General features: G+C 70.3%; 26 protein-coding genes. 17 read left to right on the plus strand and 9 right to left on the minus strand.

All coding sequences use genetic code 11. The features are described from left to right. Positions 1-172: 172 nt before the first annotated feature. Positions 173-1,039, plus strand: a complete 867-nt coding sequence (locus AB0D31_RS10470; RefSeq protein ID WP_362719833.1) for a menaquinone biosynthesis protein — start codon at positions 173-175, stop codon at positions 1,037-1,039. Positions 1,040-1,059: 20 nt separating this feature from the next. Here AB0D31_RS10470 and AB0D31_RS10475 read toward each other — a convergent pair whose 3' ends face one another. Then, on the minus strand, positions 1,060-2,118 hold the full coding sequence (locus AB0D31_RS10475) for an alpha/beta hydrolase-fold protein (protein WP_362719836.1): 1,059 nt from the start codon (positions 2,116-2,118) through the stop codon (positions 1,060-1,062). A gap of 227 nt (positions 2,119-2,345) precedes the next feature. On the opposite strand from AB0D31_RS10475, the gene AB0D31_RS10480 reads away from it, so the two are divergent. From AB0D31_RS10480 to AB0D31_RS10495, 4 genes are all read left to right on the plus strand, one after another. Continuing rightward, positions 2,346-4,187, plus strand: a complete 1,842-nt coding sequence (locus AB0D31_RS10480; protein ID WP_362720084.1) for a serine/threonine-protein kinase — start codon at positions 2,346-2,348, stop codon at positions 4,185-4,187. A 265-nt stretch (positions 4,188-4,452) separates the two neighbouring features. Next, positions 4,453-5,190 carry an A24 family peptidase gene (locus AB0D31_RS10485; RefSeq protein ID WP_362719839.1) on the plus strand — a complete coding sequence of 246 codons (738 nt, stop codon included), beginning with the start codon at positions 4,453-4,455 and terminating at the stop codon, positions 5,188-5,190. Between the two features lie 186 nt (positions 5,191-5,376). After that, a complete protein-coding gene (gene mqnC / locus AB0D31_RS10490) occupies positions 5,377-6,576 on the plus strand; it encodes a cyclic dehypoxanthinyl futalosine synthase (protein ID WP_362719842.1) in 1,200 nt (399 codons plus the stop codon). Positions 6,577-6,591: 15 nt separating this feature from the next. Continuing rightward, entirely contained in the window at positions 6,592-7,230 is a 639-nt protein-coding gene (locus AB0D31_RS10495; RefSeq protein WP_362719845.1) for a hypothetical protein, read from the plus strand. Positions 7,231-7,568: 338 nt separating this feature from the next. Here AB0D31_RS10495 and AB0D31_RS10500 read toward each other — a convergent pair whose 3' ends face one another. Next, on the minus strand, positions 7,569-8,588 hold the full coding sequence (locus tag AB0D31_RS10500) for a chitinase (protein ID WP_362719848.1): 1,020 nt from the start codon (positions 8,586-8,588) through the stop codon (positions 7,569-7,571). 167 nt (positions 8,589-8,755) lie between these two features. On the opposite strand from AB0D31_RS10500, the gene AB0D31_RS10505 reads away from it, so the two are divergent. Next, entirely contained in the window at positions 8,756-9,448 is a 693-nt protein-coding gene (locus AB0D31_RS10505) for a demethylmenaquinone methyltransferase (RefSeq protein WP_362719851.1), read from the plus strand. A gap of 21 nt (positions 9,449-9,469) precedes the next feature. Here the strand turns inward: AB0D31_RS10505 and AB0D31_RS10510 are convergent, their stop codons facing one another. Further along, complete coding sequence (locus AB0D31_RS10510) at positions 9,470-10,015, minus strand: GNAT family N-acetyltransferase (RefSeq protein ID WP_362719854.1); 546 nt, start codon at positions 10,013-10,015, stop codon at positions 9,470-9,472. Positions 10,016-10,116: 101 nt separating this feature from the next. On the opposite strand from AB0D31_RS10510, the gene AB0D31_RS10515 reads away from it, so the two are divergent. Then, positions 10,117-11,400 (plus strand): geranylgeranyl reductase family protein, encoded by a 1,284-nt coding sequence (locus AB0D31_RS10515; protein WP_362719857.1) that lies wholly within the window; start codon positions 10,117-10,119, stop codon positions 11,398-11,400. On the opposite strand, the gene AB0D31_RS10520 is transcribed toward AB0D31_RS10515, so the two are convergent. The 3 genes from AB0D31_RS10520 to AB0D31_RS10530 form a co-directional block, all read right to left on the minus strand. Next, positions 11,366-11,821 (minus strand): hypothetical protein, encoded by a 456-nt coding sequence (locus tag AB0D31_RS10520; RefSeq protein WP_362719860.1) that lies wholly within the window; start codon positions 11,819-11,821, stop codon positions 11,366-11,368. The genes AB0D31_RS10515 and AB0D31_RS10520 overlap by 35 nt on opposite strands. A 283-nt stretch (positions 11,822-12,104) precedes the next feature. Then, the gene (locus tag AB0D31_RS10525; RefSeq protein WP_362719863.1) at positions 12,105-12,314 is read right to left on the minus strand and encodes a DUF397 domain-containing protein; all 210 of its coding nucleotides are present in this window, start codon (positions 12,312-12,314) and stop codon (positions 12,105-12,107) included. 11 nt (positions 12,315-12,325) lie between these two features. Then, positions 12,326-13,180, minus strand: a complete 855-nt coding sequence (locus AB0D31_RS10530) for a helix-turn-helix transcriptional regulator (RefSeq protein ID WP_362719866.1) — start codon at positions 13,178-13,180, stop codon at positions 12,326-12,328. 245 nt (positions 13,181-13,425) lie between these two features. Between AB0D31_RS10530 and AB0D31_RS10535 the strand changes: the two genes are divergently transcribed. Together AB0D31_RS10535 and AB0D31_RS10540 are read left to right on the plus strand one after the other, a co-directional pair. Then, complete coding sequence (locus AB0D31_RS10535) at positions 13,426-13,887, plus strand: ATP-binding protein (RefSeq protein WP_362719869.1); 462 nt, start codon at positions 13,426-13,428, stop codon at positions 13,885-13,887. Positions 13,888-13,930: 43 nt separating this feature from the next. Beyond that, positions 13,931-14,194 (plus strand): hypothetical protein, encoded by a 264-nt coding sequence (locus AB0D31_RS10540; RefSeq protein WP_362719871.1) that lies wholly within the window; start codon positions 13,931-13,933, stop codon positions 14,192-14,194. An 18-nt stretch (positions 14,195-14,212) separates the two neighbouring features. Here the strand turns inward: AB0D31_RS10540 and AB0D31_RS10545 are convergent, their stop codons facing one another. The 3 genes from AB0D31_RS10545 to AB0D31_RS10555 form a co-directional block, all read right to left on the minus strand. Then, the gene (locus tag AB0D31_RS10545; protein WP_362719874.1) at positions 14,213-14,785 is read right to left on the minus strand and encodes a dihydrofolate reductase family protein; all 573 of its coding nucleotides are present in this window, start codon (positions 14,783-14,785) and stop codon (positions 14,213-14,215) included. A gap of 187 nt (positions 14,786-14,972) precedes the next feature. Continuing rightward, positions 14,973-15,515: a hypothetical protein gene (locus tag AB0D31_RS10550; protein ID WP_362719877.1), complete on the minus strand. Its 543-nt coding sequence runs from the start codon at positions 15,513-15,515 to the stop codon at positions 14,973-14,975. Between the two features lie 146 nt (positions 15,516-15,661). Beyond that, the gene (locus AB0D31_RS10555; protein WP_362719880.1) at positions 15,662-16,489 is read right to left on the minus strand and encodes a C40 family peptidase; all 828 of its coding nucleotides are present in this window, start codon (positions 16,487-16,489) and stop codon (positions 15,662-15,664) included. Positions 16,490-17,212: 723 nt separating this feature from the next. Between AB0D31_RS10555 and AB0D31_RS10560 the strand changes: the two genes are divergently transcribed. The 8 genes from AB0D31_RS10560 to nuoH are packed head-to-tail and all read left to right on the plus strand — an operon-like array spanning position 17,213 to position 26,340. Then, positions 17,213-17,572 (plus strand): NADH-quinone oxidoreductase subunit A, encoded by a 360-nt coding sequence (locus AB0D31_RS10560; protein ID WP_030494815.1) that lies wholly within the window; start codon positions 17,213-17,215, stop codon positions 17,570-17,572. 17 nt (positions 17,573-17,589) lie between these two features. Beyond that, on the plus strand, positions 17,590-18,144 hold the full coding sequence (locus tag AB0D31_RS10565; RefSeq protein ID WP_120721971.1) for an NADH-quinone oxidoreductase subunit B: 555 nt from the start codon (positions 17,590-17,592) through the stop codon (positions 18,142-18,144). Further along, entirely contained in the window at positions 18,141-18,863 is a 723-nt protein-coding gene (locus AB0D31_RS10570; protein ID WP_362719883.1) for an NADH-quinone oxidoreductase subunit C, read from the plus strand. Before AB0D31_RS10565 ends, AB0D31_RS10570 begins: the two co-directional genes overlap by 4 nt. Continuing rightward, positions 18,863-20,248 (plus strand): NADH-quinone oxidoreductase subunit D, encoded by a 1,386-nt coding sequence (locus AB0D31_RS10575; RefSeq protein ID WP_362719886.1) that lies wholly within the window; start codon positions 18,863-18,865, stop codon positions 20,246-20,248. The genes AB0D31_RS10570 and AB0D31_RS10575 overlap by 1 nt, the downstream gene beginning before the upstream one ends. Positions 20,249-20,265: 17 nt before the next feature. Continuing rightward, complete coding sequence (gene nuoE, locus AB0D31_RS10580) at positions 20,266-21,093, plus strand: NADH-quinone oxidoreductase subunit NuoE (RefSeq protein WP_362720086.1); 828 nt, start codon at positions 20,266-20,268, stop codon at positions 21,091-21,093. Continuing rightward, complete coding sequence (gene nuoF / locus AB0D31_RS10585) at positions 21,093-22,454, plus strand: NADH-quinone oxidoreductase subunit NuoF (RefSeq protein ID WP_362719889.1); 1,362 nt, start codon at positions 21,093-21,095, stop codon at positions 22,452-22,454. Before nuoE ends, nuoF begins: the two co-directional genes overlap by 1 nt. Then, positions 22,451-24,976 carry an NADH-quinone oxidoreductase subunit G gene (locus tag AB0D31_RS10590; protein WP_362719892.1) on the plus strand — a complete coding sequence of 842 codons (2,526 nt, stop codon included), beginning with the start codon at positions 22,451-22,453 and terminating at the stop codon, positions 24,974-24,976. Before nuoF ends, AB0D31_RS10590 begins: the two co-directional genes overlap by 4 nt. 2 nt (positions 24,977-24,978) lie before the next feature. Then, entirely contained in the window at positions 24,979-26,340 is a 1,362-nt protein-coding gene (gene nuoH / locus AB0D31_RS10595; RefSeq protein WP_362719894.1) for an NADH-quinone oxidoreductase subunit NuoH, read from the plus strand. The last annotated feature ends 38 nt before the right edge of the window (positions 26,341-26,378 follow it).

Raw genomic sequence — 26,378 nt, forward strand, 5'->3', positions numbered from 1 at the left:
CTGCAAGGGAAACCAAACTGCAACTTGCGCTGAGCGTAGCACGCAGCTCCCGTGCCGCGGTAGAGGGAAAGATCACTTGGATCGTACGTTTGTGCCCCCTCTGAGCTGGGCCCGGGCCACGCCCGGGAGGCCCGGCGCCGTCCACGGAGTGGGACGGGTCTAGCCTCGGCATGTGGACAATTCAACCAGCCCCCAGCACCACGGCGGCCGGCCGCGCGTCGGCCACATCCAGTTCCTCAACTGCCTGCCCCTGTACTGGGGCCTGGCGCGGACCGGAACCCTGCTCGACCTGGAGCTGACCAAGGACAGCCCCGAGAAGCTCAGCGAGCAGCTGGTCAACGGCGATCTCGACATCGCCCCGATCACCCTCGTCGAGTTCCTGCGCAACGCCGACGACCTGGTCGCCTTCCCGGACATCGCGGTCGGCTGCGACGGGCCGGTCATGTCCTGCGTGATCGTCTCGCAGCGTCCGCTGGAAGACCTGGACCGGGCGCGCGTAGCGCTCGGCTCCACCTCCCGGACCTCCGTACGCCTGGCGCAGCTCCTGCTCGCCGAGCGGTACAAGGTCACCCCCGACTACTACACGTGCCCGCCCGACCTCGGTCTGATGATGCGCGAGGCGGACGCCGCCGTGCTCATCGGGGACGCGGCCCTGCGGGCCTCGCTGCACGACGCACCCCGGCTCGGGCTCCAGGTCCACGACCTGGGCGCGATGTGGAAGGAGTGGACGGGGCTGCCGTTCGTCTTCGCGGTGTGGGCGGCGCGCAAGGACTACCTGGCCCGCGAGCCCGCCCTCGTCCAGCAGGTGCACGAGGCGTTCCTCGCCTCGCGTGACCTCTCCCTGGAGGAGGTCACCAAGGTGGCCGAGCAGGCGGCCCGCTGGGAGGTTTTCGACGCCGATCTCCTGGAGCGCTACTTCACGACGCTCGACTTCCGCTTCGGCGCCGAACAGCTCGAAGGCGTACGGGAGTTCGCGCGGCGCACCGGCCCGACGACGGGCTTCGCCGCGGACGTGGCCGTGGAACTACTCGCTCCGTAACAGCGCGGCCGGCCACGCGGTCAGGACGACGGGACCGGGGCGAGCATCTGCTTGCTGATCCACTCCATGGTCCCCTCGCCCATCCCCTTCACGTAGGTGTGGGCGTTGTGGGTGCCGCCCTCGATCATCTGGAGGCGAGTCTTCACCGGCCCCTTGCCGTACGTCTCGATGAACCGCTTGACCTTCGGCACCACCGTGGACTCCTTGGTGCCCACCTGGAAGGCGAGGGCGACCTCGGGGCCCTTCCGGTCGATGAGGTCCTGCGCGAGCTTCTCCGGGTTGTTCGCCTGCTTCTCCGCGTCGTGACCGGCCCACAGTGGTGAGTCCGGCACGATGTCCGGGCCGGAGGCGATGGCGGCCTTGAACAGGTCGGGCCGCTTGAGCACCGACTTCAGGCCGACGAAACCGCCCGATGACGAGCCCATGAAGGCCCAGCCGTCGCGGGACCTGAAGGTGCGGAAGTTGGCGCGCACCAGGTTCGGCACGTCCTCGGTCATCCAGGTGCCCATCTTCGGCTGCCCCGGGATGTCACTGCCGTCGTAGTAGTGCTTGGCGTCCGGGTTGAGGACGGGCATGACCACGATGAACGGCAGGCTCTTGCCGGTCTTGGACCACGCGCTGATGCTGCTCTGCAACTTCAGGTCGGTGCCCATCCAGTAGTTCTTGGGGTAACCGTTTCCGCCCGGCAGCGCGATGAGTACCGGGAAGCCGCTGTCGCGGTACTTGGGGTCGAAGTACTGCTTGGGCGCCCACACCCACACCTTGCCCGTGAACCCGGACTTCGCGCCCTTGAGCGTCGTCACGCCGATCTTGGTGCCGTCGCCGAGCGAGCTCTGCGTGGTGAACTCGGCCTTGGGTCCGGTCGGCAGCAGCGTCTGCGCCGCGGCGCCGTTCTTCGCGGGAGCGTCACCGTTCTTCTGTCCGCCCTGGCCGGAGCCCTGCACCGAGGCCTGGGCGGAGGGGCCGCTCGGACCCGAGTCGAAACTGACCGGCTTGCCCTCGTCCGAACAGCCGGTGACCAGCACGATCGAGCCGATGACGGCGGTCCCTATCAGAGCGGCGGGACGACGACGGTTCATTCGGGGGCTCCGTGCATTCGAGATCAAGGGGTGCGGGGTGGGCGACTGGGCATTGTGGGTGATTGGGCATGAACTACGCCAGTCAAGAGTGCGGGACGCGCCCTTCGGTTCTTCCATGGCCCCCCGGATCCCTCTCGGCCGGGGGTGATCCCGCGCACGTACCCCTCTACGCTGCTGTGCGACCGGCTTGAACGGGTGAGCAGTGGGGGAGCGCCGCGATGCAGTCGTTGCAGCCGCTGGAAGCGGGCGAACCGCACACGATCGGCTCCTACCGGCTGCTCGGCAGGCTCGGCGCGGGCGGCATGGGCCGCGTGTATCTGGGCCGCAGCGTGGGCGGCCGCACCGTCGCGGTCAAGGTGGTGCACCCCCACTTCGCGCTCGACGAACAGTTCAGGGCGAGGTTCCGGCACGAGGTCGAGGCGGCCCGCCGGGTGGGCGGCCAGTGGACCGCCCCGGTGCTCGACGCCGACCCGGAGGCGCCGGTGCCGTGGGTGGCGACGGGGTATGTCGCCGGGCCCTCGCTGACCCAGGCCGTCATGGACCGGGGCCCGCTGCCCGAGCGTTCGGTACGCGCGCTCGGCGCCGGGCTCGCCGAAGCGCTGGCCGCCGTCCACGCGCTCGGCCTCGTCCACCGCGATGTGAAGCCGTCCAACGTGCTGCTCACCCTCGACGGCCCCCGCCTCATCGACTTCGGCATCGCACGGGCCACCGACGGCACCGCCTCGCTCACCGCGACCGGCGTCTCCATCGGCTCGCCCGGCTACATGGCGCCCGAGCAGATCCTCGGCCGGGGTGTGACCGGCGCCGCCGACCTCTTCTCGCTCGGCGCGGTCCTCGCCTACGCGGCGACCGGCGAGCCGCCCTTCCCTGGTGACTCCTCGGCCGCGCTCCTCTACAAGGTCGTGCACGAGCCGCCCGAGCTGGGCGCGGCCCTCACGGGTGAGGTGCGCGAGGCGGTCGCGGCCTGCCTGGCCAAGAACCCCGCCGACCGCCCGGCCCCGACCGCCCTCGCGGCCCGGCTCGCCCCGGCCGGTGCGGCGGAGCTGGTGCGCGGGGGCTGGCTGCCGGGCCCGCTCGTCGAGGAGGTCAGCCGGTCGGCGGTGCGACTGCTCGACCTGGAGCCGAAGGACGCGGTCGCGGGCTCGGGCCCGATCCCGTTCAGCAACCCGGCGATCGGCGGCGGAGCCGGCATCTTCGGCCCGCCGGACGCCTCGTATGGCCATGTGGGGCCGGGCCCTGTCGGCGACAGGGAGCCGGAGCGCTGCGAGGATCGGGCCGAACCAGTCTCGTACGGTCACGCCGGACCGGGCGTGTTCCCCGGCCCTCGCACACCCTCGCAGCCCTCCGAGCCCCCGCAGCCCTCCGAGCCCCCGCAGCCCTCCGATCCTCCGCAGCCCTCTGATCCTCCGCTGTCCTTCGACCCCTCGCGCCCCGCCGAGCGGGGTCCGCGCGTGGCCCTGTCCGTCGCGACCGTCGCCGAGCCGGGCGAACGCGGCCGCGGCCGCAGGGTGAGCTGCACGGTCGCCCTCGCCGTGGCCGGCGCCCTGGCCACCGTCACCATCGGCGCCGCGTTCCTCTACGACCTGCTGCCGGGAGGCGGCAGGACGGACAACTCCGGTGCGAAACCGGCCAGTTCCGCCCCCGTGACGACCGGCTCGCCCGCCCCGAACCCGGCGGGATCGTTCCCGGCGTCTCCGACCCCGGGCGGCCAACTGACGCAGGTATCAAGCGAGTTCATCGGAACATGGAGGGGCGTCCTCACGCAGGACAACGGCACCTCGGGGTACGAGTACACCGCGGTGATCACCAAGGGTGCGAAGGGCACGGACGTGGTGCGCACCACCACGACGGTCGGCCCGCTGCAGTGCCACGGCATCGGCGTCCTGGACTCGGCCACCGCGCAGGTCCTGCGCATCACCGAACGCACCGACCCGTCACAGCAGTCGACCTTCGGCTGCACGGGCGCCACCGCGACGATGACGTACACCCTCCAGCCGGACGGCACACTCCGCTTCGTGTCTCAGGAGGCGGCAGCGGGCCGGCCGACGGGAACGCTCGCGAAGCAGTAGGCATCATGGGCAACGGGAGCGAACGAGGGGGAAACGTGGCGTTCGGAAGAACCGACAGACGTGACGGGCGCGCCGCCCACGGGACCGGCTGGACCGCCGGTTGGCCTTCGCGTACGCGTTCCTCGGGGACGGCTGAGGTCGCACGCAGCAGCGGTGCCGGTCGGCTGGAGCAGTCGACCGGTTCACCCACCGGCCCGGGGCGCCGCACGCCTCCGTAACACCCGTTTCGCAGCGGCGCGGGCGGTCCGGCGGGCACCCTGGTTCCGTGAACGCAATGCTGATCGTCGTGGCGGCGGGGTGGGGCGCGGGGGCGGGGCTGCTGCTGTCGCGCCCCCGGTACCGGCTCTGCGTCGAGCCCGGCCGGCCCTGGCGCGGCAGTTGTCCGGCCGGGCATCCCCTCGCGGGGGCGCGGGGAGGGTGGCTGGGTCCTGCCCGGTGCCGGGAGTGTGACGGGAAGGGCCAGTACGGGCGCTCGGTGGCCGCCGCCCCGGTCACCGCGCTTGTCTGCGCCGCACTGGCCGTAACCACCGGCCCCCGCCCCGAACTGGCGGTCTGGCTGCTGCTCGCCCCGCTCGCAGTGCTGCTCGCTCTCGTCGATCTCGCCGTGCGGCGGCTGCCCGACGTCCTCACTCTTCCGCTGGCCGGGGCCGCCGCCGTGCTGCTCGGGCTCGCCGCGCTCGTCCCCGGGCACGCGGGGTCGTGGACCACCGCGCTCCTCGGCGGGCTCGCGCTCGGCGCGGGATACGGCGTGCTGTTCCTCATCAACCCGGCCGGTCTCGGCTTCGGCGATGTGAAGCTCGCGCTCGGGCTCGGCGTGACGCTCGGCTGGTACGGCTGGCCGTACCTGTTCGCCGGTGCGCTCCTCGGCCTCGTCCTGGGCGCGCTGTACGGACTCGGGCTGCTCGTGCTGCGCCGGGCGAGCCGCAAGGCCGCGTTCCCGCTCGGCCCGTTCCTGATCGCCGGAGCCTTCGGCGCTCTGCTGCTCGGCGCGGCCGCTGGATAGCAGCGCAGGGTGGTCGGTCACCGCCCGAGCAGCCGGGGCAGGCCCGCCGGACAACGGGGGCGTCCTCCCCCGAGCAGCCGGGCCGTCCCGCCGGACAGCCGGGCACCGCCCCCGATCAGGGCGGCAGGCCCGCTGGCGTACGCTGGATCGGTCTGCCCGTAACCCCCTAGAAAGGGACACCCACCGGTGACTGAGAAGGCCGATCTCCAGTCCGTTCTCGACCGCGCCGCTGAGGGTGGGCGGATCACCCCCGAGGAAGCGCTCGACCTGTACCGCTCCGCGCCGCTGCACGCGCTCGGCTCCGCCGCCGACGCGGTGCGCCGGCGCCGCTACGCCGGCACCGAGCACATCGCGACGTACATCATCGAGCGGAACATCAACTACACGAACGTCTGCGTGACGGCGTGCAAGTTCTGCGCGTTCTACGCCGCTCCCAAGGACACCGCCAAGGGCTGGACCCGCGACCTCGACGACATCCTGCGCCGCTGCGCGGAGACCGTCGAACTCGGCGGCACCCAGATCATGTTCCAGGGCGGGCACCACCCGGACTACGGCGTCGAGTACTACGAAGAGCACTTCTCGGCGATCAAGAAGGCCTATCCGCAGCTGGTCATCCACTCCCTCGGCGCCTCCGAGGTCGAGCACATGGCCCGCATCTCCAAGGTGAGCGTGGAGGAGGCCATCAGCCGCATCCACGCCGCCGGGCTCGACTCCTTCGCCGGCGCCGGCGCCGAGATCCTCCCCGAGCGGCCGCGCAAGGCGATCGCCCCGCTCAAGGAGTCCGGCGAGCGGTGGCTCGAAATCATGGAGACCGCGCACGGCCTGGGCGTCGAGTCGACGTCCACCATGCTCATGGGCACCGGCGAGACCAACGCCGAGCGCATCGAGCACCTGCGCATGATCCGCGACGTACAGGACCGCACGGGCGGCTTCCGCGCGTTCATCCCGTACACCTACCAGCCCGAGAACAACCACCTCAAGGGCCGCACCCAGGCGACCGTCTTCGAGTACCTGCGCATGATCGCCATCGCGCGGATCTTCCTCGACAACGTCGCCCACATCCAGGGTTCCTGGCTGACCACCGGCAAGGAGGCCGGGCAGCTCACCCTGCACTACGGCGCGGACGACCTCGGCTCGATCATGCTGGAGGAGAACGTCGTCTCGTCGGCCGGAGCCAAGCACCGCTCCAACCTCCGCGAGATGATCGACATGATCCGCACGGCCGACCGGGTGCCGGCCCAGCGCTCCACCACCTACGAGCACCTCGTCGTGCACGACGACCCGGCCAACGACCCGGTCGACGCGCGCGTCCAGTCGCACATCTCCTCCACCGCGATCGAGGGCGGCACCGCCCACCCGGAGCTCAAGCTCCTCGCCTCCAACTGATGCGGCGTTCCTGAGGTGTTGACGATCCACGCCGCCGAACTGCTGCTGCCCGGGGACCGCGCGCCGGTCCCGGGTGGCGCGGTCCTCGTCGACGGCGACCGGATCGCGATGCTCGGGCCGTACGAGGAGGTGGCGGCCGCGCACCCGGCGGCCCGGGTCCGCCGCTGGCCCGGGGTGCTGACGCCGGGGCTCGTCAACCGGCACGGCACGGCGCTCCTGGAGCAGACCTACTTCCCCGACGACCCCTTCGAACTCGACGAGCTGGGCGGCGAGCCGCTCACCGGGGCCGCGCTCGCCCGCCTCGCGCCGAGCGAGCCCCGCAAGGGCAACAGCGCGCGCCGCTGCACACAGAAGCTGCTCGCGCGCGGGGTGGTGGCGGTGGCGGCGCGGCTCTCCACCCCTGCGGTACGAACGGCCGTGCACCGGGCGGGACTTGAGGTGCTGCCCGGCGGCGCGGGCGAGGGCCCGGCGACCCTGGACCCGCTGTCCGGGGCCGAGCGCCCCGCCGACGCCTTCCGGGCCCCGCTCGCCTGCGGTGACCCGGCCCGGTTCGCGGTCTTCGCCGTGCCGGACGAGGCGGGTCTGCTCGCGCGGGGTGCGGGCACGTGCATCGCCACGGTCATCGGCGGACGGCTGCTGCACCGGCGGGCTTAGCTCTGTGAGCGACTTCCCCTGCGGGCCCATGCCCAGCCTGTCCGACGTTTGAGGACGAGCGCCTTCAAGGCGCGAACGGGGTCTGGGGCGGAGCCCCAGGGGTTTGGACCTCAGCCCGTCTTCATAACCCCCGGAGGGTTTCGGGAAGGGGTGGGGTGGGGCGCCCTCCGGGGCCCCCTCCGGAGCCCCAGCAACCCCGGCTTTCGTCTGCGGACCGTGCTGGGGCACCCGCGCAGTTCCCCGCGCCCCTGGCGGTGTTGGTGCCCGGCGGCATGTAATGGCACGGCCCCGCGCCCCTTCTGAGGCGTGCCGGGGTTCAGCTCTGCGCCAGGGTCTTCTCAGCTCTGCGACAGGGTCTTCGCGAAGGCGCCCGGTGGCTGGTTCACCCCACTGCAACTGGCTTGCGCCACGGACGAGTTGACCCCGCCCTCACACTTCTGATCGCGGTACGACACCCACATCGACACCCGCCCGACCCCCTTGTCGCGAGCGAACGTCCGCACCTTCGCCGCATCGGCCAGCGTGAACGTCTCGCCCTTGACATCGTTGACGCCGATCATCGGCGTGATCCCGAGCCCCTGCCAGGCCGCCTTGTCCGAGAGGCCGAGGAGCTGCTTGAGCTGGCCCTGCGCGGCGGTGGCCGCACGCACCGCGTAGTCGCCCATGTCCCCGCCGAATGACGTGCCGTAGTTCATCGCCATGACGTTGACGGTCGAGACCGCCACACCGTGCTGCTTGGCCGACTTGAGCAGCGCGACGGCGTCGGGCGTCAGCCCCGTCGGCATCGCTGCGAGCGTGAACGTCACCTTCAGGCCGCGTTCCTTCTGGAGCAGGGCTATCGCCTCGGTGCGGCGGGTGAGGGCGGCGGGGTCGGTCAGGGCCGGACCCTCGATGTCGAAGTCCGCCTCGGCGGTGCCGGCCGCGTCGAGCGCCGAGCGGTAGGCGGCGGCCAGCTGGGCCGGGGTGCGGCAGGTGAGCGCGAGCTCCTTGCCGGCCTGCCCGCCGAAGGAGACCCGTACCGCCGCGCCCGACTTCTTCAGCGCGGCCGCCCGGTCCTTGACGTCCTGGTCCACGATCGCGGTGTCGTCGTCCCACACCGCACGGCAGGTCGAGCCGTGGGCGACCACGAAGGCCAGGTTGTAGACGGCGGGGGAGCCGACGGCGTCGGTCGGGGAGGCGGTGGTGGCGCTGACGTACGGGGAGTACGTGTCCGTCAGCGGCCCCGGGGTTGCGTCCGCCGCCGACCCGGCGGGCTTGTCCGGGGAGTCCGGCGCACTCGGTGTCGAGGAGCACCCCGCGCACACCAGCGCCGCCAGGACCCCGGCCCCCGCGACCGGTCCTCTCAGGAATCTCCGCATGCCGTGTGCACCCGCTCTCGTGATGTCCGCGCCCCCGTGGCACAGCAAGGCGAATGTACGTGGCAGCCCTGTGCCGGCAGGGCCCGGGCACCCGGCGGTACGTGGCCACCCTGCGCCGCGGGGCCCAGCCACCCGGCGGCGGCGCGCGTACTGCTTGAATGGGAAGCGTGACCCGCGCATCCCTGGACAAGCAGCCGCACGAAGTCGCCTCGATGTTCGACGACGTCGCGGCACACTACGACCTCACCAACGACGTGCTCTCCCTCGGCCAGGCCCGCCTGTGGCGCAAGGAGGTCGCGAAGGCGGTCGACGCGCGGCCCGCGCAGAAGGTGCTCGACCTCGCGGCCGGCACGGCCACCTCGTCGCAGCCCTTCGCGGCGGCCGGGGCGTACACCGTGCCGTGCGACTTCTCGCTCGGGATGCTGAAGGTCGGCAAGGCGCGCCAGCCGCACATGCCGTTCACGGCGGGCGACGCGACGAAGCTGCCGTTCCGCGACGACACGTTCGACGCGGTGACGATCTCCTTCGGGCTGCGCAACGTGCAGGACACGGATGCGGCGCTGCGCGAGATGTACCGGGTGACCAAACCGGGAGGGCGGGTCGTGATCTGTGAGTTCTCGCAGCCGACGTGGAAGCCGTTCCGGACGGTGTACACGGAGTACCTGATGCGCGCGCTGCCGCCCGTCGCGACGGCGGTCTCCTCCAACCCGGAGGCGTACGTCTACCTCGCGGAATCCATCCGCGCGTGGCCCGCCCAGGCCGCCCTGGCGGCCCGCCTCCAGGGTGCGGGCTGGTCGAAGGTGGCGTGGCGCAACCTGACGGGCGGGGTCGTGGCCCTGCACCGCGGCTTCAAGGCGTAGCCCTGCCGGGCGGGGCCGCCGTCAGGAACTCAGCTCCAAGCCGAAGCACAGCGCATCCACCCCGAGCCTCTTCGACGGGTACGTCGTGGACAGGGTCATCCCGAGCCGTTCCGTCACCGCCACCGAACGGGCGTTCCCGGGGTGGACCATCGCCACCACCCGCGGGACGCCCGCCGCGCGGACGCGGGCCAGGGTCGCGTGGGCCGCGGCCGTCGCGTAGCCGCGGCCCCAGTGGGTGCGGGCCAGGCGCCAGCCGATCTCGATCTCGCCGACCGGGCCCCAGTCGTCCAGCGGCCACGGCTGCGCGCCGGTGAACCCGATGACCTCGGCGTCCTCGTCGAGCATCGTCCAGAGGCAGAAGCCGTGTTCGGCGTCGTGCTTGCGCTGGCGGGCGGTCAGCTCCTCGTACACCGAGACCTCGGCCGCCCGGCCGCCGTGGAACTCCATCACGTCCGGGTCGTCGAACACCCGGTGCCAGGTGTACGCGTCCTCCTCGGTGGGCACGCGCAGCCGTACTCCGGGCAAGGACTTCTCCGGTACCGGGGACTCGGGGGACACAGAGCTCATGGCGGGGGCAACCCTTCGCGATGTCGATCAACGGCCACCCATAGACTGCACATGTCCTGTGCTTCTCGGCACGCAAATTCGAGTCTTCGGGAGATCCCGCTGTGACCGAGCCGCTCTCCGAACACACCGCGGACGTGATCGTCGTCGGCGCCGGCCCGGCCGGTTCGACGACCGCGTACTACCTGGCCAAGGCCGGACTCGACGTGCTGCTCCTGGAGAAGACCGCCTTCCCGCGCGAGAAGGTGTGCGGCGACGGTCTGACCCCGCGCGCCACCAAGCAGCTCGTCTCGATGGGGATCGACATCTCCGAAGAGGCCGGCTGGCTGCGCAACAAGGGCCTGCGGATCATCGGCGGCGGTGTCCGCCTCCAGCTCGACTGGCCCGACCTCGCCTCGTACCCGGACTACGGACTCGTCCGCAAGCGCGACGACTTCGACGAGCAGCTCGCCCGCCAGGCGCAGAAGGCCGGAGCGCGCCTGTACGAGCGCTGCAACGTGGGCGCCCCGATCACCGACGAGCGCACCGGCCGCATCACCGGCGTCCACGCCAAGCTGGGCGAGGAGAAGACCCCGGTCACCTTCCACGCCCCGCTCGTGGTCGCGGCCGACGGCAACTCGACGCGGCTCTCCCTCGCGATGGGCCTGCACCGCCGTGAGGACCGCCCGATGGGCGTGGCCGTACGGACGTACTTCACCTCGCCGCGCCACGACGACGACTACCTGGAGTCCTGGCTCGAACTGTGGGACAGGCGCGGCCCGCAGGAGCGGCTGCTTCCCGGCTACGGCTGGATCTTCGGCATGGGCGACGGCACGTCCAACGTCGGCCTCGGCATCCTCAACTCCTCTTCCGCCTTCCGCGAGTTGGACTGGCGCGAGATCCTCAAGGCGTGGTGCGCGTCCATGCCGGAGGACTGGGGCTACACCCCGGAGAACATGACGGGCCCGATCCGCGGTGCCGCGCTTCCCATGGCCTTCAACCGCCAGCCGCACTACACCAAGGGCCTGCTGCTCGTCGGTGACGCGGGCGGCCTGGTCAACCCGTTCAACGGCGAGGGCATCGCGTACGCCATGGAGTCGGGGCAGATCGCCGCGGACGTCATCGTCCAGGCCCACGCCCGCGCGACCCCCGCCCAGCGCGAACTGGCGCTGCACGCCTACCCGAAGATCCTCAAGGAGACGTACGGCGGCTACTACACGCTGGGCCGCGCCTTCGTGAAGCTGATCGGCAACCCGAAGGTCATGAAGATCGCCACCCAGCGTGGCCTCACCCACCCGCTCCTGATGAAGTTCACCCTGAAGATGCTGGCCAACCTGACGGACCCGACGGGCGGGGACGCGATGGACCGCATCATCAACGGGCTGTCGAAGGTGGCGCCCAAGGCCTGACCGCGCCGCCGGGCCCGTCGCACCACCCCGCTGCGGTGAGCTGCAAGTACGGCGTGGGGTGGATGTGCCACTCGGCGATCCCTCCGGTGTGGAGGGGGAGGGTGAATCCGATCCCCCGCCCCTGGCAGAGCACGGCCATCGCGGCGACGTAACCGCTGTCGGCCCAGTCGACCGCCCGGCGCGATTCGCGCGCGCCGACCGCGAAGACGTGGGCGGCGCGCAGCTCGCACCGCAGCGTGCGGATGGCGCGGAACGCGGTGGGCAGCATGATGAGTTGGGCTGCGGTGGGCACGGGGGCGTGAGCGGTCGGGTAGTGCAGGGATTCGTACCAGTACCCGAGGTGGGGGGTTGCGTCCGCCTTGGCAGGGGAGGGCAGCCCGGCTGTCGCTGTGCTGGCGGGGCGCGGGCTCAGTGCTGGCATGGAGGGTGCCTCCCGTTCTGGCGGCATGTTTGCCCCGCTTCGACGAGGGTGGAAGCAGGGTCAACCCGATGAGGGGGGCCCGAACCAGTAAGCAGCGCAGGCGAGTTGGGCCGCTTAGGGTGCGGCCTCGATGAGAGGACGGTTCCCTGGAGCGGTACGCCGTGAAGGTAGCCGTGGGCGATGGGGCGGGGCAAGGCTGCACCGGTGCATGCATGCAAATTGGCATATGCGTGTGCCCCCGGCCCAGGTCAGGCGGGGGGCACGGTTGTGCGACGCTTCCCTCCTACTTCACGAAGTGGTCGAACTCGCCATTCTTGACCCCCTCGATGAACGCCGCCAGGTTGGCCTTGGTGGTGATGATCTCGGTGTCCGGCAGCAGGCTTTCGCGGACGCGGATCGTGCCTTCTGCCTTGCCGGCCTGGAGTTCGATGCAGTTCTCGCCACCGCCGCCGGATGCGGTCGCCTTCTGCCAGTTGCTGGGTGCTGCGCTCATGCCCTGGGTTCTCACAGTTCTCGTGCGATGTGGTGGATGAGGTGCCGCGACTCGTCGGGGTCGAGTGAGGCGTGCTCGGCGATGTCGAGCAGGGCTCGGTACTTCTTCAGGTCGGCCTCCGCGTCGAGGAAGCGGCCGCCGAACGCGCTGTCGATCTGCACGGTGTCCAGCTGTGGGACAGGGCCGCTGGCATACAGGACGGGCTGCGTGACCTCGATGAAGTCCTCGCTGGTGAAGGGGATGACACGGACCACCACACTCGGCCGGTGCGAGAACTCGACGAGGTGTTCAAGCTGGTCACGGGCGACTTTTCGCCCTCCGAAGCGCATGCGCAGAGCTGCCTCGTGGATGATCGCCTCGAAGCGCGGCGGATGGGGCCGGTTGAAGATCGCGGCTCGTTTGATCCGGTGCTCGACGCGAGCCTCCACTTCATCCGTCGGCAGCTTGGGAGTCACCCCGGAGAACAGGGCGGACGCGTACTCCCGGGTCTGGCCGATGCCGGGCAGCGTGACGCTCTGCAAAGAACGCAGGCTCACCGCGTGGTGTTCGAGCTCCGCAATGTCCAGGAAGCCAGGTGCAAGCATGCCCCGGTAGTCGTCCCACCAGTACTGCCCGCGGTGCTCGTTGGCGATCCTGCACAGCTCGGTGAGCAGCTGCTCGTCATCGCACTGGTAGAAGGAGGCCAGGCGCCGAATGCGCTCCTCGCTGACCCCGAGACGGCCTGCCTCGATGTGGGAGATCTTCGCCTGGTCGATCGACAGCAGACCGGCCGCTTCCCGAGCCAGCTTGCCGGCTCGCTCCCGCAACTTCCGCAGCTCGGCGCCCAGTCGTGCCTGGCGTGCGGTCGGTGTGTCTCTCGGCGGCATGAGTCCCTTCCCCTTCTCTGCCTTGAGTGTGCCGGGTAACCGTGCCACGGGTCCACCGGATGGCACCAGGTGCGCGGCCCACTTGCACCGGTGCATGCATGCACCCTACGGTTCTGGCAGCACCGCGCCGCACGCCGTCAAGTCCGAAGTGCAGCCGCCCGTATGCCAGTTGAGGCGTACGCACCGTGCGGCCATCGCCACGTGTGGCGGGTGGCGCGAGCTACGACCGCGTTGGGAGAGACGCCATGACAGTCACGGCATTGACACCGCCCGCCCCACCCGATTCCACCCCCACCAGAACACACCGGCTGACCACCCCGAACCGTCCAACCGCCGCCGCCGAGCTCCGCGCAATAGTGGCCGCGCTGCTCCGGGTCGCCGGACACGCGCCGCTGGCCGAGTCCGCCAGGCTCTGCACGAGCGAGCTCGTGACGAACGTCCACCGGCACACCGGGGCCCGCCTCGTGCACGTCGAGGTGGTGCTCGGCGAGGGCGAGGTGACGGTGCGCGTGTACGACGACCAGGCCCGCCCGCTGCCGCCGCCGGTGCCGAGCGGAACGGGTTCCGCGCTCCGGGAGTGCGGGCGCGGGCTGCTGCTGGTCGATGAGCTGGCCGACGCGTGGGGCACGACGCACTACGGCGCGCCCCGGCCGACCTCGAAAGCCGTGTGGTTCCGCATGGTCAGGGGCGGGCGGGGGGCGTCATGAGCCAACCCGGCGGCGCGTGCGACGCGATCGCTGAGACGGCCGCATGAGCGCCGGAGCGGAGCGGATGTTCTGGGGCGGGGTGATCCTCCTTGTCGGCTTCGGGCTCCTGACGCTGCTGGCCGTCTACTGGGCGATGCCCCAGCCGCACCGGGCGCACGCCGCGCCGCCCACCGACCAGGACGGCTACTCCTACATCTGCTACTGCTGGCGGGACCCGGTGCGCGTCACCTTCGGCGCCGCCGAGCCGGAACGCAAGCCTCGCCGGCCCACGAAGGCGGACCGGCCACCCCACCGTCCCCGGGAGTGAGCCGGCCCCGGCGCCGCGTCAGCGCACCACGTCGAAGACGTTCTTCTGCACCCCGTTCGCGTACGCCTCGCTCTCCACCAGCTTCAACCGCTGCGCGTCCTTGTCCGCCGTGCTGAACAGCCGCTTGCCCGCGCCCAGCAGGAGGGGGAAGACCAGGAGGTGGTAACGGTCGATCAGGCCGGCGTCCGAGAGGGCGTGGTTCAGGGTGGCGCTGCCGTGCATGACGATCGGGCCGCCCTCGGTCTGCTTCAGGGCGGCTACGTCGTCGAGGGAGCGCAGGATCGTGGTGTCGCCCCAGTCCGAGACCAGGTCGTCCTCGGCGAGGGTGGTCGAGACGACGTACTTCGGCATCGCCCTGTAGCCGGCGAACTCCTCCATACCGGGCCACACCGGGCTGAACGCCTCGTAGCTGGTGCGGCCGAGGAGCATCGCGGTAGCCTCGTCCTGTTCGCGGCCCTTGATCTCGAACGCCTCGGGCAGGAACTCGGCGTGCTTGAAGGTCCAGCCGGAGTTGCGGTAGCCCGGCTCACCGCCGGGGGCCTCCATCACGCCGTCGAGCGAGATGAACGCGGTGCTGATCAGGGTGCGCATCTAAAGTCCTCGGGTCTCGGGTCTCGGGTCTCGGGTGTCGGGTTCTCGGGCTTCTCGGGTGTCGGTCGTGCCCGGTTCCGGGTGGCTTTCGGTCCAGCTCGAACCGACCGCTCTGCCCGCCGCACCGCGCTCACCGCATTCTGACCCCGGGTCACCGGGAAACTCATCGACCGCCGCGCGCCCGCGGTCAGCTCCGCCGCTCCACCACCTCCGTCCACCGCACCGGAACGTCCCCGGCGAACCGGGACAGACCGGTGCGGAGTTCGTCCGGGGAGAGGCCGCTGCCCTGGCGGCGCGCTACGTACTCGTGGCGTCGGCCGTCGTGCAGCGTCACCCACACCGCGCGGTGGTGCTCGTAGCCGCCCGCGGTGCCTTCGTCGCCGAGTTCCCAGATGGCCACCGTGCCGACCTCGATCTCACGCACCTGCGACCACGGCGCGTCGAAGCGGGTGGCGAGATGTATGCCGTCCTGGTCCGCGCGGATGACCGGGCGCAGCGCCCCGTACACACAGGCGATGACCAGGAACGCGCCGGCGCCGATGACGAACAGCGCGAAGCCCCAGCCGAAGGCGAGTTTGGACCAGTCGACGGGGCCCTGCCAGGGGCGGATGCCGGTGAGCATCCACAATCCGAGCACCATGAACACGATCCCGATCGCGGCGAACATGCCGAGCCCGTCGGCGTAGACCTCGTATGGCCGAGGTTCCGTTTCCCGTACCTGGTCGCCCATGCGCCCACCCCCTGACAGGTGGATGTTGCCCGGATACGGGCAGAGTTCAACACATTCCGGGCATGCCGAAGGGCCGTCGCTCCCGAGCGGGGAAGCAACGGCCCTTGCAGGCGGTGCGGGTACGGCTCAGAAGGCCGCTGTGTGCCTCAGAGAACGCGGACGGCGCCCGAGGGGGAGTCCCAGTCCAGGCTGCGCTCGACAACGCCGGTGGACGGGTTCTGCGCGCCGACGAAGTTGCCGCCGCCCACGTAGATCGCCACGTGGTACGCGGAGCCCTTGCCACCCCAGTAAAGGATGTCGCCCGGCTGGAGGTTGGACAGCGACACCTCGGTGCCGGTCGTCGACTGGTCCTGCGAGACGCGCGGCAGGTCGACGCCGACCTGGCGGTAGGCGGCCTGCACGAGACCCGAGCAGTCGTACGCGCTGGAACCGGTGGCGCCGGAGACGTACGCCTTGCCGACCTGGGCCAGGGCGAAGTTCACGATGGCGGCGGCGGAACCCGTGGCGTTGGACGACTTGAACGAGGTCGTGCCGGTGGACGCGGCCGTCGAGGTCGACTTGAGCGTGGTGCGCTCGGCGGAGCGGGAGGCGCGCTCGGCGGCGTCGGCCTTCGCCTTGGCCTCGGCTTCGGCCTTCGCCTTGGCCGCGGCGGCCTTGGCCTCGGCGTCGTCCTTGGCCTTCTTGGCGTCCTTGGCGGCGGTGGACGCGGCGGCGTCCTGAGCGGCCTGGAGCTGGAGGTCGGCGGCAACTGCCTTGGTGGCCTGGGCGGAAGCGGCCGCGGTGGTCGCGAGGTCGCCCGTCAGCGTGGGCATCTCGATGGTCTCGGTGACCGGCTGAGCGGCGATGGCCGGGGCGGCCGCACCTGCCAGCGCGATGGTGCTGAGTACGCCACCGGCAACTCCGGCCCGGAGCGAGACCTTCGAGGCGCTGCGGCGGGGCTTCCGGTGGCTGGGTATGTGAGCGGTGTGGGACATGGGAATAACCGCTATCAGGGGTTCGGGGTTCCCTTCAAGAAACGTGTGCTGCGCCACAGTTGGCCATGGAAGCTGTGAATCCGCTTCATGGCGGCGCTTATTGACGCCGTAACGGACAAACCCGGCAGGTGCGAACAGGGCTGTGATCATGTGTTTTCCATGAAACGCCCGAATTGCCCGGCACTTACCATCCCCTCACGTCGATGGCCAAGCCCCGTTGATTCCACGACCATTGTCGCGTGACGCAGGTCACAGTGTGAAGGGATCCGGTCGACCGTGTCGGGCGTGCGGGTCTCGTGAACGTACGCACGCGTCCACCTCCGGGCGGTGAAGTCCCTCTCCCGGGTGAGCGGCGGACGTCTATCACTGACGCGCCTCCACCGCCAATTTGCCTGTAGCGCACATGCCTTGATAATGCCAGGCCCCCGCCGACCAGCGGTAACACCGCCGAATGTCACGTCTCGTGATCACTCAGGCGCTTCGCGTATGAAGATCACCGCTCATCCGACTTCATGATCCTTCGTCAGGTGGTGGAGATCACAAAGGCGTTGTCGTACCCCGTGTCGCAGATCACAGACCGCCGGGCATAGGATGCGGGGCAGTCGGGCTTGTGAACTGCCTCACATGTACGCGATCTTCGCGCTTCATGGGTGAACGACGAGGCGTTTCGCAGAGCCCGCTGTGCGGTCCAACGGTCAAGGACGACTGGAAGGAGCGAGGAGCGTGAATGCCTACGCGCCCATCCTCGTGCTCGGCGCCCTCGGGGCAGGGTTTGCGATCTTTTCCGTGGTCATGGCCACGCTTATCGGCCCAAAAAGGTACAACCGGGCCAAACTTGAGGCGTACGAGTGCGGCATCGAACCCACTCCCACGCCGGCCGGCGGCGGTCGCTTCCCGATCAAGTACTACCTGACGGCGATGCTCTTCATCGTCTTCGACATCGAGATCGTCTTCCTCTACCCCTGGGCGGTCACTTTCGACGCCCTGGGGCTTTTCGGGCTCGTGGAGATGCTGCTCTTCGTGCTCACCGTCTTCGTCGCCTACGCGTATGTATGGCGGCGCGGCGGTCTGGAATGGGACTGAGGGGCTGAGGGGCACCTATGGGACTCGAAGAGAAACTGCCTAGCGGCTTCGTACTGACCACTGTTGAGCAGGCCGCGGGCTGGGTGCGCAAGGCGTCCGTCTTCCCCGCCACCTTCGGCCTCGCCTGCTGCGCCATCGAGATGATGACGACGGGCGCCGGCCGCTACGACCTGGCCAGGTTCGGCATGGAGGTCTTCCGCGGCTCCCCGCGCCAGGCCGACCTGATGATCGTGGCCGGCCGGGTCAGCCAGAAGATGGCGCCGGTCCTGCGGCAGGTCTACGACCAGATGCCCAACCCCAAGTGGGTCATTTCCATGGGGGTTTGCGCCTCATCGGGCGGAATGTTCAACAATTACGCAATTGTTCAGGGCGTTGACCACATTGTTCCGGTTGATATCTATCTGCCCGGTTGCCCACCCCGCCCCGAGATGCTGATCGACGCCATCCTCAAGCTCCACCAGAAGATCCAGGGCACCAAGCTCGGGGTCAACCAGGAGGAAGCGGCCCGCGAGGCGGAGGAGGCGGCCCTCAAGGCGCTCCCCACCATTGAGATGAAGGGGCTGCTGCGGTGAGCTCTCCCGACACTCCGGACACCCCCGAACAGGGCGTCCCCGCACCGCGCGAGAACACCGGCGACGTCATCGGCGTACGCAAGGGCATGTTCGGCGCCGCCGACGGCGGTGACACCAGCGGCTACGGCGGCGTCATCAAGACCGTCACCCTGCCCGGCGCCACCTCGCGCCCCTACGGCGGCTGGTTCGACGAGGTCGCCGACGAACTCGAAGGCGCCCTGGAGGAGCAGGACCTGCTTCCCGAGAACGCCATCGAGAAGACGGTCGTCGACCGCGGCGAGCTCACCTTCCACATCGCGCGCGAGCACCTCCTGCGCGTCGCCCGCACCCTGCGCGACGACCCCGCCCTGCGCTTCGAGCTCTGTACGGGCGTCAGCGGCGTCCACTTCCTGGGCGACAAGGGCCGCGAGCTGCACGCCGTCTACCACCTGCGCTCGCTCACCCACGGCCGGCTCATCCGGCTCGAAGTGAGCGCCCCGGACAGCGACCCGCACGTCCCCTCGCTCGTCGAGGTCTATCCGACCAACGACTGGCACGAGCGCGAGACCTACGACTTCTTCGGTCTCGTCTTCGACGGCCACCCGGCGCTGACCCGGATCATGATGCCGGACGACTGGCAGGGCTTCCCACAGCGCAAGGACTACCCCCTCGGCGGCATCGCCATCGAGTACAAGGGCGCCCAGATCCCGGCTCCGGACCAGCGGAGGTCGTACACCTGATGTCCACTTCCAACGGAACATCGCAAGCCCACCCGTCACCCGGCCACCACCCCTCATCGAGTCCCTCCGGGACGCTGGGCAGCTCCCGCGAGACGACCGAGGGGACTGTATATACAGTCACCGGCGGCGACTGGGACGACGTCGTCCAGTCCGCGGCCAAGGCCGACGACGAGCGCATCGTCGTCAACATGGGCCCCCAGCACCCCTCCACACACGGCGTGCTCCGGCTGATCCTGGAGATCGAGGGCGAGACCGTCACCGAGGCCCGCTGCGGAATCGGTTATCTCCACACCGGCATCGAGAAGAACCTCGAATTCCGCACCTGGACGCAGGGCACCACCTTCGTCACGCGCATGGACTACCTGACGCCGTTCTTCAACGAGACGGCGTACTGCCTCGGCGTCGAGAAGCTCCTCGGCATCACCGACCAGATCCCCGACCGGGCCTCGGTCATCCGCGTGCTGCTCATGGAGCTCAACCGGCTCTCCTCGCACCTGGTGTGCATCGCCACCGGCGGCATGGAGCTCGGCGCCACCACGATCATGATCTACGGCTTCCGTGATCGTGAACTCATTCTCGACCTCTACGAGTTGATCACCGGCCTGCGCATGAACCACGCGTTCATCCGCCCCGGCGGCCTCGCCCAGGACCTGCCCGCGGGCGCCGTGGACCAGCTCCGCGAGTTCGTGAAGACCATGAAGAAGAACCTGCCGGAGTACGACAAGCTCGCCACCGGCAACCCCATCTTCAAGGCCCGCATGCAGGACGTCGGCTACCTCGACCTCACCGGCTGCATGGCGCTCGGCGCCACCGGACCGATCCTGCGCTCGGCCGGCCTGCCGCACGACCTGCGCAAGACCGACCCGTACTGCGGCTACGAGAACTACGAGTTCGACGTCCCCACCACCGACACCTGCGACTCCTACGGCCGCTTCCTGGTCCGCCTCGAAGAGATGCGCCAGTCGCTCAGGATCGTCGAGCAGTGCCTGGACCGCCTGGAGCCGGGTCCCGTCATGGTCGAGGACAAGAAGATCGCCTGGCCCGCGCAGCTCGCGCTCGGCCCGGACGGACTCGGCAACTCCCTCGACCACATCAAGAAGATCATGGGAACCTCGATGGAGTCCCTCATCCACCACTTCAAGCTGGTGACCGAGGGCTTCCGGGTCCCCGCCGGACAGGCGTACGTCGCCGTCGAATCGCCCAAGGGTGAACTCGGCGTGCACCTCGTCTCCGACGGCGGCACCCGCCCCTACCGGGTCCACTTCCGCGACCCGTCCTTCACCAACCTCCAGGCAATGGCGGCGATGTGCGAGGGCGGCCAGGTCGCCGACGTCATCGTCGCCGTCGCGTCCATCGACCCCGTGATGGGAGGCGTCGACCGGTGACCGACATCCACTTGGGCATGCCCCAACTGCCCGCGCCCGACTACCCGGCCGATGTACGCGCCCGGCTCGTAGCGGACGGCAGGGAGATCATCGCCCGCTACCCCGACAGCCGCTCCGCACTGCTGCCGCTGCTCCACCTCTGCCAGGCGGAGGAAGGATACGTCTCGCGCACCGGCATGGCCTTCTGCGCGGAACTCCTGGAGCTGACCACCGCCGAGGTCACCGCCGTGGCCACCTTCTACTCCATGTACCGGCGCAAGCCGTCGGGCGAGTACCAGGTCGGTGTCTGCACCAACACGCTCTGCGCGGTGATGGGCGGCGATGCCATCTTCGACGAGCTGAAGAGCCACCTGGGCGTCGGCAACAACGGGCCCGATATGACGACAGCCGACGGCAAGGTCACGCTCGAACACATCGAGTGCAACGCGGCCTGCGACTTCGCGCCCGTCGTGATGGTCAACTGGGAGTTCTTCGACAACCAGGACCCCGAGAGCGCCAAGCGCCTCGTCGACGACCTGCGCGCCGGCCGCCCCGTCGAGCCGACCCGGGGCGCGCCGCTGTGCACGTACAAGGAGACCGCGCGGATCCTGGCCGGCTTCCCCGACGAGCGGCCCGGCGCGGTCGCCGCGACCGGCGGCGCGGGCCCCGCCTCGCTCGCCGGGCTCCGGCTCGCCAAGGGCGAGACACCCGGCGCCAAGCGCGTGGTGCACCCGCGCGGCGGCCAGGTCCGGAACGACGAACCCCAGCCGGGCTCACACCACTTGAGCTCGCACGACGCACCGCAGCAGACCTCAGCGTCCGACCCGGCCCACCCGGCCGGTCCCGCCGCCGAGGAGGGGGAGTGATGACCTTGGCCACCGAGATCGAAGGCAACGGCAACGGGAGCAGCCCGGAGAAGCTGCTCGCGCCGGTCCTCTCCGCCTTCTGGGACCAGCCGGAATCCTGGACCCTGGAGACCTACCGGCGGCACGACGGCTACGAGGGCCTGCGCAAAGCGCTCGCCATGACGCCGGACGACCTCATCGCGTACGTCAAGGACTCCGGTCTGCGCGGCCGCGGCGGCGCCGGCTTCCCCACCGGGATGAAGTGGCAGTTCATCCCGCAGGGCGACGGCAAGCCGCACTACCTCGTCGTCAACGCCGACGAATCGGAGCCCGGGACCTGCAAGGACATCCCGCTCCTCTTCGCCAACCCGCACTCCCTCATCGAAGGCATCGTGATCGCCTGCTACGCGATCCGCTCCTCGCACGCCTTCATCTACCTGCGCGGCGAAGTCGTCCCCGTACTGCGGCGGCTGCACGAAGCCGTGCGCGAGGCGTACGAGGCGGGCTTCCTCGGCAAGGACATCCTGGGCAGCGGCCTCGACCTCGAACTCACCGTGCACGCGGGCGCCGGGGCGTACATCTGCGGTGAGGAGACCGCGCTCCTGGACTCCCTCGAAGGCCGTCGCGGCCAGCCCCGGCTGCGACCCCCCTTCCCCGCGGTCGCCGGTCTGTACGCGTGCCCCACTGTGGTGAACAACGTCGAATCCATCGCCTCGGTTCCCGCGATCCTCAGCCGCGGCAAGGACTGGTTCAAGTCGATGGGGAGCGAGAAGTCCCCGGGCTTCACGCTGTACTCGCTCAGCGGGCACGTCACGAGCCCCGGCCAGTACGAGGCGCCGCTCGGCATCACCCTGCGCCAGCTGCTCGACATGAGCGGCGGCATGCGCAAGGGCCACCGGCTCAAGTTCTGGACCCCGGGCGGCTCCTCGACGCCGATGTTCACCGACGAGCACCTCGATGTGGCGCTCGACTACGAGGGCGTGGGCGCGGCCGGTTCGATGCTCGGCACCAAGGCGCTCCAGTGCTTCGACGAGACGACCTGCGTGGTGCGGGCCGTCACCCGCTGGACCGAGTTCTACGCCCATGAGTCCTGCGGCAAGTGCACGCCCTGCCGTGAAGGGACGTACTGGCTGGTCCAGTTGCTCCGCGACATCGAGGCCGGCAAGGGCTCGATGGACGACCTCGACAAGCTCAACGACATCGCCGACAACATCAACGGCAAGTCGTTCTGCGCGCTCGGTGACGGCGCGGCCTCGCCGATCTTCTCCTCGCTCAAGTACTTCCGCGACGAGTACGAGCAGCACATCACGGGCAAGGGCTGCCCCTTCGATCCCGCCAGGTCCACGGCCTGGGCGGACGACAGCACGGAGGTGAACGCATGACTGTGACGACGAGTAGCGCTTCCTCCGGGGGCGGCGAGGCGGCCGTGCCGCCGGAGGATCTCGTCTCGCTGACCATCGACGGCATCGGGATCAGCGTCCCCAAGGGCACCCTGGTGATCCGCGCCGCCGAACAGCTCGGCATCGAGATCCCGCGGTTCTGCGACCACCCCCTGCTCGACCCGGCCGGCGCCTGCCGCCAGTGCATCGTCGAGGTCGAGGGCCAGCGCAAGCCGATGGCGTCCTGCACCATCACCTGCACCGACGGCATGGTGGTCAAATCCCAGCTCTCCTCGCCGGTCGCCGAGAAGGCGCAGCGCGGAGTGATGGAACTCCTCCTGATCAACCACCCGTTGGACTGCCCGGTCTGCGACAAGGGCGGCGAGTGTCCGCTCCAGAACCAGGCGATGCAGGTCGGCTCCACGGATTCGCGTTTCGAAGGCCACAAGCGCACCTATGAGAAGCCGGTCCCGATCTCCACCCAGGTGCTCCTGGACCGCGAGCGCTGTGTGCTGTGCGCGCGCTGCACCCGCTTCTCCAACCAGATCGCCGGCGACCCGATGATCGAGCTGATCGAGCGGGGCGCGCTCCAGCAGGTCGGCACCGGCGAGGGCGACCCGTTCGAGTCGTACTTCTCCGGGAACACCATCCAGATCTGCCCGGTCGGCGCGCTCACCTCGGCGGCCTACCGGTTCCGCTCCCGCCCCTTCGACCTCGTGTCGTCGCCCTCGGTGTGCGAGCACTGCGCGGGCGGCTGCGCGACCCGCACCGACCACCGGCGCGGCAAGGTCATGCGGCGCCTCGCGGCCGAGGACCCCGAGGTCAACGAGGAGTGGATCTGCGACAAGGGCAGGTTCGGCTTCCGCTACGGGCAGCAGCACGACCGGCTGACCACCCCCCTGGTGCGCAACGCCGAGGGCGTACTCGAACCGGCGAGCTGGCCCGAAGCGCTGGAGACGGCGGCCATCGGGCTCGCCGCGGCGCGCGGCCGGGCCGGGGTGCTCACCGGCGGGCGGCTCACCGTCGAGGACGCGTACGCCTACGCCAAGTTCTCGCGGACCGTCCTCGACACCAACGACATCGACTTCCGCGCCCGCGTGCACTCCGCGGAGGAAGCCGACTTCCTCGCGGCCCGCGTCGCGGGGCACGGCCGTGACCTCGACGGGCGGGGCGCGACCTACGCGTTGGTCGAGCAGGCCCCGGCCGTCCTCCTGGTGGGCTTCGAGTCCGAGGAGGAGGCGCCCGGCGTCTTCCTGCGGCTGCGCAAGGCCTGGCGAAAGCACGGCCAGCGCACCTTCTCGCTCGCCACCCACATGACCCGGGGTCTCGCGAAGGCCGGGGGCACGCTGCTGCCCGCCGCGCCCGGCACCGAGACCGAGTGGCTCGACGCGCTCGCCGGCGGCGTCGGCCTCGACGAGGAGGGCGCCAAGGCGGCCGAGGCGCTGCGCTCCCCGGGCGCCGTCCTGCTCGTCGGCGAACGGCTCGCGGGCGTGCCCGGCGCGCTGACCGCCGCCGTGTGCGCCGCCTCCGCGACCGGCGCCGAACTGGTGTGGATCCCGCGCCGGGCCGGCGAGCGCGGCGCGGTGGAGGCGGGCGCCGTCCCGTCGCTGCTGCCCGGCGGCCGCCCGGCCACCGACCCGCGCGCCCGCGACGAGGTCGCCTCCGCCTGGGGCGTACGCGAACTCCCGCACCGCTACGGGCGCGACACCGGCCAGATCGTCGAGGCCGCGCTCACCGGCGAACTGGGCGCACTGCTCGTCGCGGGCGTCGACCCGGCCGACCTGCCGGACCCGGCGCGGGCCCGCAAGGCCCTCGAAGGGGCCTTCGTGGTCAGCCTCGAACTGCGGCCGAGCGCGGTCACCGCCCACGCCGACGTGGTCTTCCCGGTCGCCTCCGTCACCGAGAAGTCCGGCACCTTCCTCAACTGGGAGGGCCGGGCCCGCCTGTTCGAGGCCGCGCTCAAGCCGGAGCAGATGACCCGCACCCTGGCGCCCACCGACGCGCGGGTCCTGCACATGCTGGCCGACGCGGTCGCCGGTATCGGCGGCGCCGAGGGGAGCGGCCGCTTCGCCCTGCCCGACGTCCACGCCGTACGGCGCGAGATGACGCGGCTCGGCACCTGGGAGGGGCCACGCGCGAGCGAGCCCCTGGAGACGGCGCTCGCGCTGCCGCGGCCCGCCGAGGGCGAAGCGGTCCTCGCCGGCCACCGGATGCTGCTCGACCAGGGCTCGCTCCAGGTGGGCGACGAGGCGCTGGCCGGCACCCGGCACGCGGCCCTGGCCCGGCTCTCCGCGGCCACCGCCGCCGAGTCCGGCGTCAAGGACGGCGACCTCCTTCAGGTCACGGGCCCGGCTGGATCCACCCAACTCCCGCTCCAGGTGAGCGAGATGCCCGACCGGGTGGTGTGGCTGCCGCTGAACTCCGTCGGCGGCGGGGTCGCCGCCGACACCGGCGCGGTCCCCGGACAGGTCGTCCGCATCGGACCGGCCGTTACGGAAGCCCCCTCGGAGGTGGTGGAGGCGTGATCATGCTCGCTGCGGAGGACCTCTCCCTGTTCGGCCGCGACCCCTGGTGGCTCGTCGTCGTCAAGGCCGTCTTCTGCTTCGCGTTCCTCATGGTGACCGTGTTGTTCTCCATCGTGTGGGAGCGCAAGGTCGTCGCCTGGATGCAGCTGCGCATCGGCCCCAACCGGCACGGCCCCTGGGGCATGCTCCAGTCGCTCGCCGACGGCATCAAGCTGATGCTGAAGGAAGACGTCATCGTCAAGAGGGCCGACAAGGTCGTCTACGTCCTGGCCCCGATCATCGCCGCGATCCCCGCGTTCATGGCGATCGCCGTCATCCCGTTCGGGCCCGCGGGCAACGAAGTGTCGATCTTCGGTCACCGCACCACGATGCAGCTCACCGACCTGCCGATCGCCATGCTGTACATCCTGGCCGTCGCCTCGGTCGGCATCTACGGCATCGTGCTCGCCGGCTGGTCGTCCGGCTCCACGTATCCGCTCCTCGGCGGGCTGCGCTCCTGCGCGCAGATGATCTCCTACGAGATCGCGATGGGCGCGGCCTTCGCCTCGGTCTTCCTGTACTCCGGGTCGATGTCCACCTCGAAGATCGTCGAGGCGCAGGGCGACCGCTGGTACATCGTGCTGCTGCCGGTCTCGTTCATCATCTACATCGTCACGATGGTCGGCGAGACCAACCGGGCCCCGTTCGACATGCCGGAGTCCGAGGGCGACCTGGTCGGCGGGTTCAACACCGAGTACTCGTCCATCAAGTTCGCGATGTTCATGCTCGCCGAGTACGTCAACATGGTCACCGTCTCGGCCGTCGCGACCACCCTCTTCCTCGGCGGCTGGCGCGCCCCCTGGCCCATCAGCACCTTCTGGGAGGGCGCGAACCACGGCTGGTGGCCGATGCTCTGGTTCGTCATCAAGGTCCAGCTGCTGCTCTTCTTCTTCATCTGGCTGCGCGGCACGCTGCCCCGGGTCCGCTACGACCAGCTGATGAAGCTGGGGTGGAAGGTCCTCATCCCGGTCTCCGTGGTCTGGCTGATGATGGTCGCGACCGTACGGGCCCTGCACAACGAGGGCTACGGCTTCTCGAAGATCGTGCTGTACGTCGGCGGCGCCGTCGTCGCGCTGCTGCTGCTCTCCTTCGTCGCGGACGTGTTCCGGAGCAAGAAGGACGGGGCGGACGGGGCGGACGCGGGGTCGGCGACGCCGCCCGCCGCCTTCGACCCGATGGCCGGGGGATTCCCGGTGCCGCCGCTGCCCGGACAGACCCTTCCGCCGGTACCCCGCCGACGGCCGCGCCGAGAGCGCGAGTTGATTGTCAGTGGCGGGGCGGATACCCAGAGTGACGGAGAAGGAAGGGAGGGCGACGGTGTCTGACACGCCATCTGACAAGTCATCGAGCAAGTCGCTCGGCA

The organism is Streptomyces sp. NPDC048361, assembly GCF_040651795.1.
Taxonomy (GTDB): Bacteria; Actinomycetota; Actinomycetes; order Streptomycetales; family Streptomycetaceae; genus Streptomyces.

Bases quoted from the DNA above. Each gene is read 5' to 3' on its own strand.
- AB0D31_RS10520 (WP_362719860.1), bottom strand. From the start codon at position 11,821: ATGCCAGCACTGAGCCCGCGCCCCGCCAGCACAGCGACAGCCGGGCTG.
- AB0D31_RS10555 (WP_362719880.1), bottom strand. From the start codon at position 16,489: ATGTCCCACACCGCTCACATACCCAGCCACCGGAAGCCCCGCCGCAGC.
- AB0D31_RS10475 (WP_362719836.1), bottom strand. From the start codon at position 2,118: ATGAACCGTCGTCGTCCCGCCGCTCTGATAGGGACCGCCGTCATCGGC.
- AB0D31_RS10590 (WP_362719892.1), top strand. From the start codon at position 22,451: ATGACTGTGACGACGAGTAGCGCTTCCTCCGGGGGCGGCGAGGCGGCC.
- AB0D31_RS10565 (WP_120721971.1), top strand. From the start codon at position 17,590: ATGGGACTCGAAGAGAAACTGCCTAGCGGCTTCGTACTGACCACTGTT.
- AB0D31_RS10525 (WP_362719863.1), bottom strand. From the start codon at position 12,314: ATGAGCGCAGCACCCAGCAACTGGCAGAAGGCGACCGCATCCGGCGGC.
- AB0D31_RS10545 (WP_362719874.1), bottom strand. From the start codon at position 14,785: ATGCGCACCCTGATCAGCACCGCGTTCATCTCGCTCGACGGCGTGATG.
- AB0D31_RS10550 (WP_362719877.1), bottom strand. From the start codon at position 15,515: ATGGGCGACCAGGTACGGGAAACGGAACCTCGGCCATACGAGGTCTAC.
- AB0D31_RS10510 (WP_362719854.1), bottom strand. From the start codon at position 10,015: ATGAGCTCTGTGTCCCCCGAGTCCCCGGTACCGGAGAAGTCCTTGCCC.
- nuoE (WP_362720086.1), top strand. From the start codon at position 20,266: ATGCCCCAACTGCCCGCGCCCGACTACCCGGCCGATGTACGCGCCCGG.
- nuoH (WP_362719894.1), top strand. From the start codon at position 24,979: ATGCTCGCTGCGGAGGACCTCTCCCTGTTCGGCCGCGACCCCTGGTGG.
- AB0D31_RS10530 (WP_362719866.1), bottom strand. From the start codon at position 13,180: ATGCCGCCGAGAGACACACCGACCGCACGCCAGGCACGACTGGGCGCC.
- AB0D31_RS10535 (WP_362719869.1), top strand. From the start codon at position 13,426: ATGACAGTCACGGCATTGACACCGCCCGCCCCACCCGATTCCACCCCC.
- nuoF (WP_362719889.1), top strand. From the start codon at position 21,093: ATGACCTTGGCCACCGAGATCGAAGGCAACGGCAACGGGAGCAGCCCG.
- AB0D31_RS10575 (WP_362719886.1), top strand. From the start codon at position 18,863: ATGTCCACTTCCAACGGAACATCGCAAGCCCACCCGTCACCCGGCCAC.
- AB0D31_RS10540 (WP_362719871.1), top strand. From the start codon at position 13,931: ATGAGCGCCGGAGCGGAGCGGATGTTCTGGGGCGGGGTGATCCTCCTT.
- AB0D31_RS10500 (WP_362719848.1), bottom strand. From the start codon at position 8,588: ATGCGGAGATTCCTGAGAGGACCGGTCGCGGGGGCCGGGGTCCTGGCG.